Source organism: Mycoplasma sp. P36-A1, from assembly GCF_049478495.1.
GTDB lineage: Bacteria > Bacillota_I > Bacilli_A > JAJDGJ01 > JAJDGJ01 > P36-A1.
On record NZ_CP168083.1, the window covers coordinates 1,775,639 to 1,792,170 of the forward strand.

Annotated in this window: 10 protein-coding genes; 4 read left to right on the forward strand and 6 right to left on the reverse strand. The window is 26.5% G+C overall.

Going from position 1 to position 16,532, the window contains the following annotated elements; all coding sequences use genetic code 4:
* Positions 1-68: 68 nt before the first annotated feature.
* Positions 69-1,328: a UDP-N-acetylglucosamine 1-carboxyvinyltransferase gene (locus ACD762_RS08655; RefSeq protein WP_423363595.1), complete on the reverse strand. Its 1,260-nt coding sequence runs from the start codon at positions 1,326-1,328 to the stop codon at positions 69-71.
* Positions 1,329-1,506: 178 nt separating this feature from the next.
* Here ACD762_RS08655 and ACD762_RS08660 point away from each other — a divergent pair, with 178 nt between their 5' ends.
* Positions 1,507-2,073: a HutD family protein gene (locus ACD762_RS08660; protein WP_423363597.1), complete on the forward strand. Its 567-nt coding sequence runs from the start codon at positions 1,507-1,509 to the stop codon at positions 2,071-2,073.
* Between the two features lie 1,096 nt (positions 2,074-3,169).
* Here the strand turns inward: ACD762_RS08660 and ACD762_RS08665 are convergent.
* Entirely contained in the window at positions 3,170-6,628 is a 3,459-nt protein-coding gene (locus ACD762_RS08665) for an InlB B-repeat-containing protein (protein ID WP_423363598.1), read from the reverse strand.
* A gap of 396 nt (positions 6,629-7,024) precedes the next feature.
* On the opposite strand from ACD762_RS08665, the gene ACD762_RS08670 reads away from it, so the two are divergent.
* Both ACD762_RS08670 and ACD762_RS08675 read left to right on the forward strand, forming a co-directional pair.
* Positions 7,025-7,735 carry a helix-turn-helix domain-containing protein gene (locus ACD762_RS08670; RefSeq protein WP_423363043.1) on the forward strand — a complete coding sequence of 237 codons (711 nt, stop codon included), beginning with the start codon at positions 7,025-7,027 and terminating at the stop codon, positions 7,733-7,735.
* Positions 7,736-7,770: 35 nt separating this feature from the next.
* Entirely contained in the window at positions 7,771-8,712 is a 942-nt protein-coding gene (locus ACD762_RS08675; RefSeq protein WP_423364702.1) for an IS3 family transposase, read from the forward strand.
* A 91-nt stretch (positions 8,713-8,803) separates the two neighbouring features.
* Here ACD762_RS08675 and ACD762_RS08680 read toward each other — a convergent pair whose 3' ends face one another.
* From ACD762_RS08680 to htpG, 3 genes are all read right to left on the reverse strand, one after another.
* Entirely contained in the window at positions 8,804-9,151 is a 348-nt protein-coding gene (locus ACD762_RS08680; protein ID WP_423363599.1) for a hypothetical protein, read from the reverse strand.
* Positions 9,152-9,278: 127 nt separating this feature from the next.
* Entirely contained in the window at positions 9,279-9,980 is a 702-nt protein-coding gene (locus ACD762_RS08685; protein ID WP_423363600.1) for a methyltransferase domain-containing protein, read from the reverse strand.
* A 108-nt stretch (positions 9,981-10,088) separates the two neighbouring features.
* Entirely contained in the window at positions 10,089-11,981 is a 1,893-nt protein-coding gene (gene htpG / locus ACD762_RS08690; RefSeq protein WP_423363601.1) for a molecular chaperone HtpG, read from the reverse strand.
* 374 nt (positions 11,982-12,355) lie between these two features.
* Between htpG and ACD762_RS08695 the strand changes: the two genes are divergently transcribed.
* A complete protein-coding gene (locus ACD762_RS08695) occupies positions 12,356-14,974 on the forward strand; it encodes a cation-translocating P-type ATPase (protein WP_423363602.1) in 2,619 nt (872 codons plus the stop codon).
* Positions 14,975-15,235: 261 nt separating this feature from the next.
* Here ACD762_RS08695 and ACD762_RS08700 read toward each other — a convergent pair whose 3' ends face one another.
* Positions 15,236-16,375, reverse strand: a complete 1,140-nt coding sequence (locus ACD762_RS08700) for a low temperature requirement protein A (RefSeq protein WP_423363603.1) — start codon at positions 16,373-16,375, stop codon at positions 15,236-15,238.
* Positions 16,376-16,532 lie beyond the last annotated feature (157 nt).

Genomic DNA, 16,532 nt, shown 5'->3' on the forward strand with positions numbered 1-16,532 from the left:
TTATAATTTTCACAGGCAATAAAAAAGATGACTAAAGCCATCTTGTATTTTTAATGATTCTTTATTTTTTAAAATTTCTTTTCTCGCCAAATTCTAGCACCTAGTTTTTTTAGGTTATCATCGATGTTAGCATAACCACGATCAATGTGATAAATATTATCTATCTCTGTTATTCCATCTGCAATTAGTCCTGCTACTATTAAAGCTGCTCCACATCTTAGATCTGTTGCTGAGACTGTGCTTCCTCTTAAAGGTGTTGGTGCTTCTACTATTGCCATACCTATTCCTGTACTTAACTTACCACCCATCTTATTAAGCTCTGTACAATGTTTAAATCTTTCTGGGTATATATTATCAGTTATTCTTGAAACACCTTCTGCTTGTGTTAAAAGAGTTGTAAATGGCTGTTGTAAGTCTGTTGCAAACCCTGGATATATTTGAGTTGATACATCTACTGCTTTTAATTCTTTTGATTCATAAACAGTAATATAATCTTCTCCAATATCTAGATTAACGCCAGCTTCTTTAAGTTTTGAAATTAATGAGTCTAAGTGTTGAGGAATAATATTTTCAACAGTTACTTTTTCTCCAGCTGCTGCTGCTATGATTAGATATGTTCCAGCTTCTATTCTATCTGGAATTATTTCGTGTACACAAGAGTGTAAGTAGTCTACTCCTACAATCGTAATTTCATCAGTACCTGCTCCTTTTATGCTTGCTCCCATTTTATTTAATAAGTTACATACATCAATTATTTCAGGTTCTTTAGCTGCATTTTCGATTACTGTTGTACCGGTTGCTTTAGTTGCAGCAAGTATAATATTTATAGTTGCTCCTACGCTTGCAAAGTCTAGATAGATTGTATTTCCTGCTAAGTTTTCAGCTACCATATGATAACCATCATAGTCTTTATGGTCTACTGCTCCTAGTTTTTCAAATCCTTTTATGTGAAGGTTTATTGGTCTTGGACCTAAATAACAACCTCCAGGCATTTTCATTTTTACTTCTTTATATTTTCCTAATAGTGATCCCATAAAATAGTATGAAGCTCTTAATTTGCTTGCAAGATCAGCTGGTACTTCTTTATTTTTCATATTTGTAGGGTCTATTGTAAATTCATCATCTTTTATTGTAACTTTTACACCTAAGTGTGAAAGTATTTCTGCTAAGGCATTAACATCACTTATTTCAGGTACTCCTTGAAGTGTCACTGGCTCATCAGCTAAAACTAATGCTGGGATTAGTGCTACAGTTGCGTTTTTTGCTCCATTAATATGGACAACACCATTTAACTTATGTTTTCCTTCTATTTTAATAATTTGTTCCATTTTATATATACCAACTTTCTTCAGGTAATTCTTATTATATCAAATACTACTATTTTATGTAAACTTTTTTAGCTTACTTTATAATATATATTATTTTACTTTTCTTTATTATTTTATTTCGTTAATTAATCGCCATTATATGTTATCATAAAAGAAAAGATAAGAAAGGGAGTAAAGTATGAACATTGTAAGTTTAAAGTTTAATTCTCTTGTTCCAAGTGAATGGTCAAAGGGATTAACATACGAGTATTTTATTTATCCTACTACTGCAAAGTATAGTGATAAAGATTTTTTATTTAGAGTAAGTAGCGCTACAATCACTGAAGGTATGGCTAAGTTTACAAATTTCATAGGATATACAAGATATATTGCTATGCTAGATGCACCGCTTAATTTAAGTATCAATTCTAAGACAGTTGAAGAAGGTAGCCATGAGGTTGTGAAATTTCAATCAGAAGATGATGTTATTTCTTATTCAGTAGGACAAGACTTAAATTTAATGGTTAAAGAAGACATTAAAGAAAGCAGTTTTGAAATTGTAAATGGGTTTCTAACTTATAATGATGACTTTATTATTGTAATTGCTTTAGAAGATACTACAGTTGTTGTAGATAGTAGCAATCATATTCTTAAAAAATTAGATGCAATTGTTATTGAAAATGAAACCAGACTTAATATTGATATTATAAGTGGTGTTAACATTGCAGTTGGGACAATAAAATTCCCCTATCAAATTGGTATTTAATAACTTAAAAAACATATTAAAAAGACATCTTCCAATGCTACTTTGGTTGATGTCTTTTTAATTATTTATTATAACATGAATATTTATAACAAGTTAACTTGTTGAAATAAGTGAGTTTGACTTTCAGGATAACAACTTTAAGTCATTCACTTAAATTGTACTAAATTATTTTAGTAATAATGCAAAAATCTGAGTGTGAATTTTATTGTTCAATCATAGAATTGTTAAATTGATAATGCATACATCTACATTATCTACAGTAAGGTGGATCCTTAAAATGAATGATTGAACTAATAGTTAAGTTTTCAAAAGAGTATATTAAAAATGTATGTGTTTTTAATGTATTTTCTAATAAGCAGTCTATCTATTGTTATTAGTAATTATTATATGGTAAGTGATTTAAGTTATTGGTATTTTTATATCATAATATTATTATTGATGTGTATTATAATATATAGAATATTGATAAGTATAAATTCAGGGTTTAATGTAAACTAGTATAAATTTCGCAGACTTACAGAGTTTAGTTTACAATTAAGATCACTTAGTTATTTGTAAAAATTTGGGGATATTTTACAAATAACTTTCATATAATTGCCCAATTATTTTCCTTTTTTATTTACTTTATTAAGATATTTTTCATGGTGGTTAAAAAATATAAATTAGATTTTTTTATTACTAGTATACTAGTATTTTGTTTTAGTACTTTACTACTTCTTTTATTATTGTCTAATTCTAGATAACTATCTATAAACGGATAATTATTGTTATCCCCGATAGTAATTCTATCAAATAATACTAATGTTGCATACAGTATAATTAACTTAATTTTACAATTGTTCCAAAGCTAAACTTCATTAGTGATTTTTAGTATCTATATAGCTTATTTTAACTTTTTTATACACATGCTTGTAGTGTATAGTTAAAAGTTTTAACTATTTGTTTATTTTAATCAGAAATTATTTTAGATATTATTCTATAATTGTGAATAAACTATAAATTTGTATTAATTATTGTTTAGTATTTTGTGTTTTCTAATTTTTATTCATAATAAATATTAAAACCTTACAAGATTTCTTGCAAGGCTTAATTTTTATTATTTTTTGTATTTGTATTTAACACCTGCAGCTATTATTGCTATTGTTAAAATTACAGCTGAAGTAATAATTAGGGTTTGTCCAGTTTGTGGTAGTTTAGATTTACCTTCTGCTTCTGTTACACCATTATTATTTGTTTTATCACTATTTTTATTACTTGTTTCATCTATTATATTTTGGTTTTCTTCATAATATAAGTTTATTGTAAAATCATTTTCAGTAAACTTACCTGTTAATTCTTGATCTGCTTTTACAAATTTATACCCTGTTATTTTCACTGCCATATTTTTATAGTTATAATCATTATTAAAGTTAGCAAAAAAGCTTTTGTTTTCTTTTAAAACTTTATTAGTATTTTGATCAATATAGTTTATATTTACTTTAAGTTTACTACGAACATATGTTAGTGTAATAATATTTTCTTTATTAGTAAGTTTTCCTAGTAGTGGTTGTGAACTATTATCAAACTTATATCCTTCTATATCTATTATATCTTTACTATCTCTAAGATCATAATCATTTCCAAGGTAATTTGTATATACTACTTTATCTTTGGCTAAAGAAACATTTTTTTCATCTACATATTTGAATGTAAGACTAGCTTGATCTTTTTTCTTAAATGTTGCAATATAGTTTTGTGATTTAGTCATAACATCATCTAGTATTGGTAGTTGTACATCCCATGCATCAAATATATAATTTTCATCTGCAATTGGTATTGGTAATTTTGCAATGTCATCATTATTTATTTTATGATTGTATGCTAAACTAATACTTTTATTTTCATCCTTAAATTCTAAATGTCCATTTTCTTTTGCTTCAAATGTTAATGTAATATCAAAGTGTTTCCAAACTCCATAGAAAGTTTTGTCTTCTACTAAAGATTTTGTGATTTCTTGATTTAAAGCATACTCGACTTCACCATTTTCTAATGTAGTCCAACCAATTAATTCCATTTCATTCTTTTTATCTGTAAATATCTCACCAAACATTTTATATGGTGTATCTTTTTCTATTTTTTGGATTATAGGACTTGTTTCATTTACGCCATAATTAGCTTTATAGGTAATTGTATGAATAGTATCTTTTTTAGCAAATATAGCTTTAAATGATACATTATCTTCTATTAACAATATATTATTTGGATAATAAATAGTATTGGTATCATTATCTTTTTGCCATCCTATGAATATTTCTTCTTTGTCTTTAGCACTACCTTTAAAATCTTTAATTATAGCACTTGTTTTATAATTGTATTTGTGAGTATCTTTTACATCATCACCAATACCATCACTTATATCATATTTTACTGTATATGTTTGTTTTTGCCATTTCGCATACAGGTTTAAATCAGAATTTACTATCATATCATTTTTAACCTTGAAATAAGTATTATCATTTTTTATAAACCATCCAATGAATACATCATTATTTTCATTTGTTGTAGTATTTTCTATAAAATTTGTTGGAAATACTACTTTACTATCTTTAGCTATTTCTACTTTATCTGCTAGTGTTTTATCACTTAGAGTATCTAAATAATTAATTACTACTGGATTAGCTTGCCATTTTGCATATACATTTAAACTATTTGCTGGCATTTTTAATGAAGTAAAATCTACTTCTTGAGTTAATTGTTCATCATAGAACCAACCCTTGAATGTATATCCATCTTTATCTGGTGTTGATGGTTTATCTACAATGCTTTCATATTTTAGTTGAGAATAAACCAATTTAAAATCATCATTTATTAAACCACCATTCAGATCAAATACTACATCATATCTATTACGTTTGAAGAAGTGATTAGAGTTTTCTTCTGTTGTTTTTTCACAGTTCAAGACACATGTAAATCCTTTAATTTCATCTGGAATATAATATTTATGCATTAATTTAGGTTCAGAATATTTTATGGTGTTATTAAGTATGTAATTAGTTGTATTTATTTGATCATCGGCAACATCAGTATCTATAGGTTCAGTATAATAATTTCTGTCATGATTTTCATTTATTATTTTTATCTCTGTAATATTCAAATAGAAAGTTGTAACATTATTAACATCTGATCTTTCTACTATTAATTTATCTAAAAATTCAGGATTATGACTTCTATTTAAAGTGCTATCGACACCTTCACCACCGACATTTGAATAATTCCACCCATACATTTTATATATTATTGGATATTTTATATCATTATCTTTTGGAAATAACTCTTTAATATTTTGCATGTATTTGGCTTGAAAGCTATATTTTCCACCATCTTTTTTATATGTTTTGCCATTAACATCCATGCTACCTAATATCATTCTAAAATCATCGATATTAAAATACAGTGTAAATAGTTTTCGTTTATAAAAGACATTTATTGTAGTATTACCTTCACCATCTACTTCTTTGCTTTGACTTAAATAGTAATCACTATATCTAAGAACATTAAGTCCTTGTAATTGTAAATCTTTTAAGTAAGTATCAGCAGTATTTTTATCTACAGTAACTGTATTTCCAGTAACAGTTTCTAGATTACCCACATTTTTTATTAAATCATAATATTGAGTATCTTCTTTTATATCTGCAATTGTGTTATCACTTTTTTCTAACCAAAAAGCGATGTTATATGTTGTTTTATCAATATCATAGATTGCATATAAATTAGTATTTTCTATTATTGGCGTTTTAAAATCAAAACTAGTACTACCTTTTGAATCTAAAGACCAATTTTTAAATGTATATCCTTTTTTAGTTGGAATATTTTTAATATCTATTGTTTTATTATCCAAGACATTAATGTAAGTTGGTCCACTAAAAGTACCACCATTCATATTTAATTTCACATAGTGAACTTTATTAATATCAGCTATTAAATTGGTATCTGTTGTTATTGATGTTGAAAAATCAAACTCTTTTTTATCTTTATCATTTTCATCATACCAATAGTTTAAACTACTACCTTCATTTAAATCTAGTTCTGTTTCACTTGGCAAATAGTTTTTAACCTTGTCTAAGCTAGAATTTTTTTCTATTGTTAATGTTTTTACTATATAAGTATTATCTTCATTTTTTATAAGATAGTTTATATTTATTGTTGTTGAAAATCTAGCATATAAAGTTATGTCTTGCACAACTTTTATCTTAGCATCTGCTTTTTGTTTAAATTCACTATCTAAATACCACCCTAGAAATGATGTTTGACTATCATTTAATTTTGGTACTAAATTTATAGAATACATAGTATCTTTTTCTACTGTTTTAGTATCTATAATTTCATTATTGCTGTTGTATGTAATCTTATACTCTTCTACATTTAAATCTTGTACATCTTCCTTAGTTCTTGTTTTTTCAATATTACTATTAACTTGTGTTGCATTAACAATAAAGCTGTTACTGTAACCAAATACCAAAGTTAGTACAAATATTAATAGGTATATCGGTTTAAATTTATTATATTTCTTCTTCATTTTTATTCCCTCGTCTCTTAGTTTATATATGCTTACATAGTAACATTTAAAGCAATATAAAAGATTTTTCACTAATTTTTTTAAAGAAACTTTTACCGATAAGATATTAGCACTATACAATATCTAGATATATTAATTATAGTTAAACTTTAACTTCACAATTATGAGTTATTTTAATGTGATTATTGTGTTATGTGTCTTTGTGCCTTTTCATAATAATCTATTGTTTATATTTATATCTGATTATGTTCTTGTATTGAATAATTTGTTAACTGATCTTTAAAATATTTATTATTTAGAGGTTAAAAAAAGACTTCTATTTAATATGATATGATACCTCTAAAGTGGACAGTGTAAAAAAACAAATTACACTAAATATTTTGGAGGTGTTTTATTATGGGAAGAAAAGCTAAATTCAGTTTTGAGATAAAGATGAAAACTGTATTAGACATAGTTGGTGGGGTCGAATCAGTTAGTAATGCTGCGTATAGATTAACTGTAAATGAATCCACTATAAGAAGATGGTTAAATAAATATATAAGCAATGGTGAACAAGCATTGATAACCAATAAATTTAATAAGTCTTATTCAACTGATTTGAAAAATTATGCAATTAATGATTATATTAATGGATTAGGTTCTTTAAATGATATCATCGGTAAATATAATATAAGCTCAATCAGTATTTTACAATCTTGGATTAATAAGTATAATAATCATATAGAAACAAAGGCTCATAAGCCTTTAGAAAGTAATGGTGTCTATATGAAAGACAATAATAAATATACTTATGATCAAAAGTTAGCTATTGCAAAATATTGTATTGAAAATAGCTTAAATTATATCGATACTGCTAGTAAGTATAAAACTAGTTATTCTAACGTTTACAATTGGACTAGAAAATATTTAAAGGATGGAGTTGATGGTTTAAAAGATAATCGTGGTCGCAAGAAAGATGATAGTGAATTAGATGAAATTGAACTACTTCAGCGTGATAATTCAAGACTAAAAAGAGAATTGGAATTGAAAGAACTAGAGAATAAAATTCTAAAAAAGCTAGAAGAGAAAGAAAGGAGCGTGTTACTTTCACGCCGAAAAATGAAATAGAATATGAATTAGTAAAGGCATTTTATAGTGAAGGAATTAGTATTAAATTTACTTGTAAAATATTAAAACTAAATAGAAGTAGTTATTACAAATGGTTAAAAAGATCAGAATCAAAGCAAGATATAGAAAATATAGAAATCTATAAGTTTATTAAGCAAAAACAAGAGGAATATAAATATATATTTGGTTATAGAATAATGTGTGCAATGGTTAATAGAGAATTTTGCGCAAATTATAATCCTAAAAGAATATATCGTATTATGAAAATATCAAACCTTCAGGCAAAAATTAGAAAGAGCTCTAAACCAAAATATATTAGAAGTACTCCTGAAGTAGTTGCACAAAATATTATGAACAGAGATTTTAGCACTAATTTACCAAATGAAAAATGGTGTTGTGATGTTACTGAGTTTAAAATATCATCAACAGGATTAAAACTATATTTGGCAGCTATTATAGATTTGTTTGATAATACAATAGTTGGATATCAAATATCCGAAAGAAACGATAATATATTAGTATTCGATGCATATAGAGAAGCAATAAATAATAACCCTAATTCTAAAGCTATGTTTCATAGCGATAGAGGTTATCAGTTCACATCAAAAGCATTTAAAAGAATGTTGGAAGATCAAAACATGGTACAAAGTATGTCACGAGTTGGAAGGTGTATAGATAATGGTCCAATCGAGAAATTCTGGGCAATACTAAAAACTGAAATGGTAGATTACAATAAAGCAAATAGTATATCTGAGTTAAAAGATTATATTATTGAACACATATACTTCTATAATAATATAAGATTACAACCTAGATTTAACTATAAAACACCAATAGAAGTTAGAAATGAAGCTTTAGATCAGATTAAAAATAATTTAGTGGTTGTAACTTATCCAATCGTTCCAAATCCTAAAGTGGTTAAATACTGGGAAAATATAGATAGAAAAAACAATATAACTCAAACAACTTGTGTTTAAGCTATATTGCAATGTTAAGAATTTAATTATTTACACTGTCTACTTGACGGGTGTCAGTTCAATATTTATAGAAATCTCTTTTTTTTTGAGTTTAATTTGTTAAAAATACTGCATTCATTTTGTTAATAACATACTTTCTAAAAACTTTAGCTTTTTTAGAGTTTAATTTAAAAGATAAAGCAATAACTACTTCAAGGTTATAAAATTCTTCATAGTATAAGTATTGGTTCTTAATGGTTTTGAGTGCTTTTTTCACAACTATGGTTTTCTTTAATTCTTTTGATTTAAATATTTTATAAATTTCATCAAGAACATATCTTTCTTTCACTTGAAATAGGAGTGCAATTTCTTCTACACTTAGGTATACTGAATCTTCAAGTATTGGTACTCTTACAATTACTTCTAATGCATCGTCTAATATTTTGATTTTCTTGTTCATGCTTTTTCTCCTTACTATTTATTTTTTTATTATTTAGTTAGGATTAATATTTATTTATACATCTATTATAACAATGTATTTAATAAAGTACTTTAAAATTCAGAAAATCTTCAGTATTTTTTATGTGTTATTTCTTTTTACAAACTATTATTGTTAAATCTAGATTTAGGTTTGTTTCTAATATGTTTTCATCACTTTCCCACAGTGGAGGGTTAATGTCAGTTAATGCTTGTTGATCTTCTCTTGCTACTAGGATATCTTTTTTTATTTCTTTTTGACTTAGTATTTCAAATTTTGTTGTTAATTCATTATAAAATCGTTCTTTTGCATTACTTTTATAAGTATTAGCTGCAGCACTAATCATTTCATTTGGAATTACTTTTATTAGTAATCCTTCATTTTTTAGTACTTTGTGAAATTGGTCATAGTTATTTGGAGATAAAATATTTATTATTACATCAATACTCTCACTATTAAAAGGTAGATTATTTATATCAGCAATTGCAAAGTTTATTTCTGAATATAATAAGGATGCTTGTTCTATGGCATTTTTGCTTAAATCTATTCCATACACAATGTTGTTATTAGTTAGTTTATTTAGTATGCTTCCTTCTCCACAACCTGAGTCTAAGATGATTTTATCTTTAATTTTATATTCTTGAAATATTTTTAATAACTCATCTATTAGATCATTGAAATAACCTTTTTCTATTAGTTGATGTCTTGCCTTAAAAACTTTGTCAGTATATATTTCTAAGTAATTTTCTTGGATAAAGTCTAAATATTTGTTGTTATCTATATATTCTGTATTATTGTATATGTTTTTCATTGCTATTACTCCTGTTTTTTTATTTATTGTATCATAAATTTTATTATATATTAAAGCCCAATGTTACTAAATTTCTTTCAACATTGGGCTTTGATTAAAATATTTATTTTAGTTTTTTGAAGCTTTTAACATTACTCTTGTAAGTATGTTTGAATATTCTATTGGATCTTCTATTTTAAGACCTTCTATTAATAATGCTTGGTTATATAACAATTTAGCAAAATCATTGATATTTGAAGTATCTTCTTTATATAATTTATCTATTGATTGTAGTAGTTCATGATCTACATTTATTTCTAATACTTTTGAAGCTTTAACATTTTGATTATCTGGCATTGCTGCTAGTGTTTTTTCCATTTCTATTGAAATGTTGTCTTTAGAAGTTAAAGCTACTGGATTACTTTTTAAGCGTGAGCTTACTATTACTTCACTTACATTATCTTTCAAGCTTTCTTGTAATGCTTCTATTAATCCTTTATTTTCTTTTGTTTTTTCTTCTACTTCTTCTTTTTGTTTATCATCTTTATAAAAGTCTGCACTTTGCACTGATAAGAATTTTTTACCTTCATATTCATTTAAGATATTGATTGCAAATTCATCTACTTCATGTGTAAAGTATAATATTTCTCTTTCATCATCTAATAAATCTTCCATTATTGGTAATTTATTAATTTGTTCTATTGAACTTCCTGCTACATAATATATTTCTTTTTGTTCTTCTGGCATTCTTTCAACATATTCTTTTAAAGTTACATATTGATCGCTTTTAGTTGTTTTATACATCACTAAGTCTTTCATCATGTCTTTATTTGCTCCAAAGTTGTCATACATTCCAAAGACTAGTTGTTGATCAAATTCTGCATAAAATTGATTGTATAAATCTCTTTCTTTACTTTGCATTATTAATAATTCATTTTTTATTTTTTTATCAATTGCTTTTGCTAGTTTAGATACTACTTGATCATGTTGTAACATTTCTCTTGATATATTTAAGTTAATATCATCACTATCAATTATTCCTTTAACAAATTTAAATGCATCACTTACTAAGTAATCAACATCAGATTCTATTAGAATACTTTTTGAATATAGATCTATTTGCTTTTTATATGTTGGTGCATAAAAGTCCATTCCTTTATGTGCTGGTATATATAAAAGCATTGAGTAATTTAAATTTCCTTCTACTTTTTTATGGATTGTTTTTAATGGCTTTTGCCAATCATAAAATTTAGACATGTAGAAATTTTCATACTCTTCATCACTTACTTGTCCTTTATCTTTTTTCCAAATTGCTTTCATTGAATTTAGTGTTACTATTTCTTTTCTTAAAGTATATTTATCATATTGTGGATTACCATCTTCATCTACTTCATAATCTTTGACTTCTTTTTCCATTAATATTGGATATTTCACAAAGTCTGAATATTTTTTTACTAATTCTTCGATTGTTTCTTCTTCTAAATATTTATTGAACTCTTCTTCTTCTTTTAAATAAAGTGTGATAGTTGTTCCATATTGTTCTAATTCTGCTGGTTCAATTTCATAGCTATCTATTCCATCACTTGTCCATTTAAAAGCTTGATTATCTATTTGTTTTGAGATAACTTCTACTTTATTAGCGACTATAAAACTTGAGTAGAAACCTACTCCAAATTGTCCTATTACATCTATATCTTTTAATTTGTTTTCTTCTAGTTGGTTGATAAATTCTTTTGATCCTGAATGGGCTATTGTACCAAGATTTTTTTCTAGTTCTTCTTGAGACATTCCTATTCCATTATCGATAAAACTGATTGTTCTGTTTTCTTTATCTATTTTAATTTCTATTTTTAAATCACTTTCTTCATAGTTTTTATCTTGCAATGAAATAAAGTGTCTTTTATCTAGTGCATCACTTGCATTAGATATTATTTCTCTTAAAAATATCTCCTTGTTTGAATAAATTGAATGAATCATCAATTCTAGTAATTGTTTTGATTCGGCTTTAAATTCTTTTTTCATTTTTATCACTCCTCTTACTAGATTATAATATTTGTTTTCTTAAATTTCAATATGTTTTGGCACTTGTCCACATTAAGTGCTAATTTAAAATTAATAGTGCTGTTTCATTTAATAACTATTATATCTAGGTTAAAATAGTTATTATAAACTTAATAGTGGCTTATCTATATTAATAAGTTGACTTTTATTAAGGTCTACTTTATAATACACTGTAATAAGGGAGTAACTAGCGGTTAGAATTAACTGGTGCAAAAGCCAACAGCCGATTATTTTAGATAATCTGGTTTTGCATTAAAAAGTGAGACTTATGGATAGCACAAAAGACTATTCATAAGTCTTTTGTTTTGTATTATTAAATGAAAAGGAGAATGCATATGAATTGGTACAATAAAAAAATTGAACAAATTATTAGTGATGTTGAAGGTTCACCTGCTGGTTTGAATGAGAAGCAGATTGAACTTAATCGAATTAAGTATGGTAAAAATGAATTAGCTACTAAAGAAGAGGAGAATACTATTCAGATTATTTGGAATAATATTAAGGAACCTTTAACTTTAGTATTATTAGGTGTAATTATTATTTGTGCAGCTATTGGTGAGTGGAAAGAAGTTATTATTATTACGGCAATTATTCTTATTAATATTGTTATTTCTACTGTTCAAGAAAAGAAATCACAAAATGCATTGAATGCCTTAGAACAAATGACTAATCCTAAGTCTACTGTTATTAGAAGTGGTAAGACTTTAGAATTAGAATCAAGTGAGTTAGTTGTTGGTGATATTATTTTACTAGAAGCTGGAAATTTTGTTCCTGTTGATATTAGATTAATTGAAGTTGCTCGCCTATTTGTAGATGAAGCGTCTTTAACTGGTGAAAGTACTGTTGTTGAAAAACATGCTGATGTTATTAGTGATCCTGAAACTTCTTTAGGTGATCGTAAAAATATGTTATTTGGTTCAACTTTTATTACTAATGGTCGTGCTAAAGGTATTGTTGTTGAAGTAGGTCAAACTACTGAAATTGGTAAGATTGCTTCGATGATTAATGAAGCTCCTAAACTAAAAACTCCATTACAAGAAAGATTAGCGCAATTGAGTACTTATGTTTCTATATTTGCTTTTATTATTGCTGCTATTATTATGGGAATTAGTTATTTCTTTAATGGTATTAATATCGCAGATTCATTTATTTCAGCTATTACTTTAGCTGTTGCTGTTATTCCTGAATCTTTACCAGTTATTGTTTCAATTACTTTAGCGCTATCTGTTTCAAAGATGGCAACAAAGAATGCAATTATTAAAAAATTACCTGCTGTTGAGAGTTTAGGTACTGTAAATATTATTTGTACTGATAAAACTGGTACATTAACAATCAATAAAATGACTGTTGAAGAGTATTTCATTGGTGCTTATGATATTGATGCAACTCCTTTAACTTTAGATGATACTCTACTTCAAAGTATGGTTTTAAATAATGATTCTTTTACTGATGCTAAGAAAAATCCTATTGGTGATCCTACTGAATTAGCTTTAACTTATTTTGGTAATGGGTATGGTATTAAAGAACTAGAATACCGTGATGAGCATCCTCGTATTAATGAAATTCCTTTTGATTCAGAGCGTAAATTAATGACTACTGTTAATCAATTTGATGGACGTACTATTGCCTTTGTAAAGGGAGCTATCGATAATATTTTATCTCGTTGTGTTTCAATTGAAGAGTATACAGATAATGGTGTTGTTGTTAGAGATATTACTGAAGAAGATAAAAAAACTATTGCAAGTCATTCTTTAAATATGTCTGATAGAGCTTTACGTGTACTAGCTTTTGCTTATCGTGATGCTGAAAGTGTTGCTGATGATAAATTAGAACATGGTCTTACTTTTGTTGGTGCTGTTGGAATGATTGATCCTGAACGTAAAGAGGCTAAAGCAGCTATTGCTAAAGCAAAAAGAGCTGGTATTAAAACTATTATGATTACAGGTGATCATCCTAATACAGCATTTGCTATTGCTCGTAAACTAGAAATGGTTCATGATCGTTCTCAAGTTATGACTGGTAAACAATTAGATCACACTAGCGATGAAGAACTAGCAAAAATTGCTAATAATTTCTGTGTTTATTCTCGTGTTAGTCCTGAACATAAAGTACGTATTGTAAAAGCGCTACAATCACAAGGAAACATTGTTTCAATGACTGGTGATGGTGTTAATGATGCTCCTTCTTTACAAACTGCTAATATTGGTGTTGCTATGGGTATAACTGGTACTGATGTTGCTAAGCAAGCTTCTTCTATGATTTTAATGGATGATAATTTTGCAACTATTGTCTATGCTGTTGAAGAAGGTCGTAATATCTATAATAAGATTAAGAAAAGTGTACAGTTTGTTTTAGCTACTAATGCTGGAGCTGTCTTTGCAATCTTAATTGCTGTTTTAATGGGATTAAGACAACCTCTTGGAGCTATTCATGTTTTATGGGTTAACTTAATTGTTGAATCATTAATAGCCATTCCTATTGGTATGGACTCAAATGATCCTGATGTTATGAAAGAGAAACCTAGAGCAAAAAGTGAGACTATTTTCCATGGTATGTGGACTAATATGATTACAATTGCCTTAGCTGTAGGTGGATGTGTTCTAGCAGCTTATTTAATTATGAATGCTAGAGGATATAATTATTTAGAAGCTTCTACTGTTTCTTTTGCGATTATGGCTACTGCTCCAATGTTATATGTTTTAGCAATTAGATCACAACATAAACCAGTAATTTTTTCTAAACCATGGGAAAACATGCCATTAATGTATTGTGTTATTTTAGGTTTATTATTGAATGTTGCTTTAGTGTATTCTCCTTTAAATACTTTCTTTAATTTAACTGCATTAGTAGGTTTTCCATTATATTTAGCTATTGGTTTAACAATACTACCATTAATAATCGTTGAAATAGTAAAAGGATTTCAATATATTTCTTATAAAAAAAGTATTGATTAATAATACTTTTTAAATTGATGTTAAGTTAATCATTAAGGATAACGAAAGTTATCCTTTTTTTTGTAATTAGTAAATAAAGTTTCTTAAAACTAAAAAGAACAAAGTATTAATATTATTTAACTTTGTTCTTTGGTATATTTAGAGGTTTAAATTTAAATAGCTATTTCTATTTTGAGGAATGTAGTAATTGAGAAGATTATTTATTTATAATATTTATTCAATGATGTAGTTTTATTATGTAAGCATGATAAACATATCTATTTATTTTGTTACTTTATAACTTAATCTGTTATCTGCATATGCAATAATTGTTAATAAGAACATGTTAATTACCATATTGGTTGAGGTTATATACATTAGTGCTGTTATAAGTATAATAGAACATAAAACTATATAGTATGCTTTATTAGAAAAGGTATAGTCTTCGTGTAAATAGGCTTTAAAGATGAAATGCTTTACTGTTATAAAGGTTATAAATGATAAGCCTAATAAAAATGATAGAAGTTCTAAAGTGCCTTCTTCTAAGACTGTTAGTGAACCCATGTCTATTGCTGCTGCAATTATCATTATTGATACGACTAATATTAGATTTCCATATACTATTACTTGCCCATCACTTTGTATTCTTTTATCTGTTATAACATCTGCTTTCATGAAATATCCTGACCATAAAACTACCAGCATTAGAAATGCTACTAAACTATAGATTAAATAGTTAACTTCGCTTGTATGTTCACTTAATAGAGTTACAATTGATACTATTGCCTCTCCAAAAGCTATCATTACTAATAAGCCTACTCTTTCTAATAAATGTCCTAAATTAACTGGTACTTTGTTCAAATGAGCTTTCTTAGTCAATGGTTTTACTATATCTATGAACATTCCTACATACATTATATAGTAACGATATGGGCTTGGAAATAATAATGATATTAACGCTATCGCTAAAGAGATACTCATTCCTCTACCTAAAGTTAAAGCAACATTTTTTATTTCTACATCTTTTGATGTTTTGTAGACTACTAGATATTGTATTATGGTTACAAGTCTTATTCCTGCATATCCTAATATAAAGGTTAAGTATGTTTTATCAAAATCTAAATTAAAACTTGCTGTCATTAGGATTATAAATCCCATTTGTACAAACATGTAGTACCTTATATTTTTTATCAAATCTCCAAAACGATTCATTAGCATAGTTTGACCACTCCAAGCCCACCACATTGGAATTATCATTAATAGGTATTTTATGATAATGTTTAATATTTGATTATGTCCTTCTTCTATTTCAAGAAACCAATGATCAGCACTTGCAATAGCTACTACAAAGATTAAATCATTAAACAACTCAATCCAACTTACTTTTTTATCTTCAACTTCTTCTATGTTTCTAGTTTTCAATTTAACTCCTCCTCTTTTGATTTAATTATGTCAAAAAAAGGATTTTTATGCTATTAAGGTGCCTACATTTAGTTATTTTTAACTTAGTTCATAGACAAACTACATTATCTTTTATTGTTTATTACTTTTTTATCTTTTTACTATTATTGATTATATA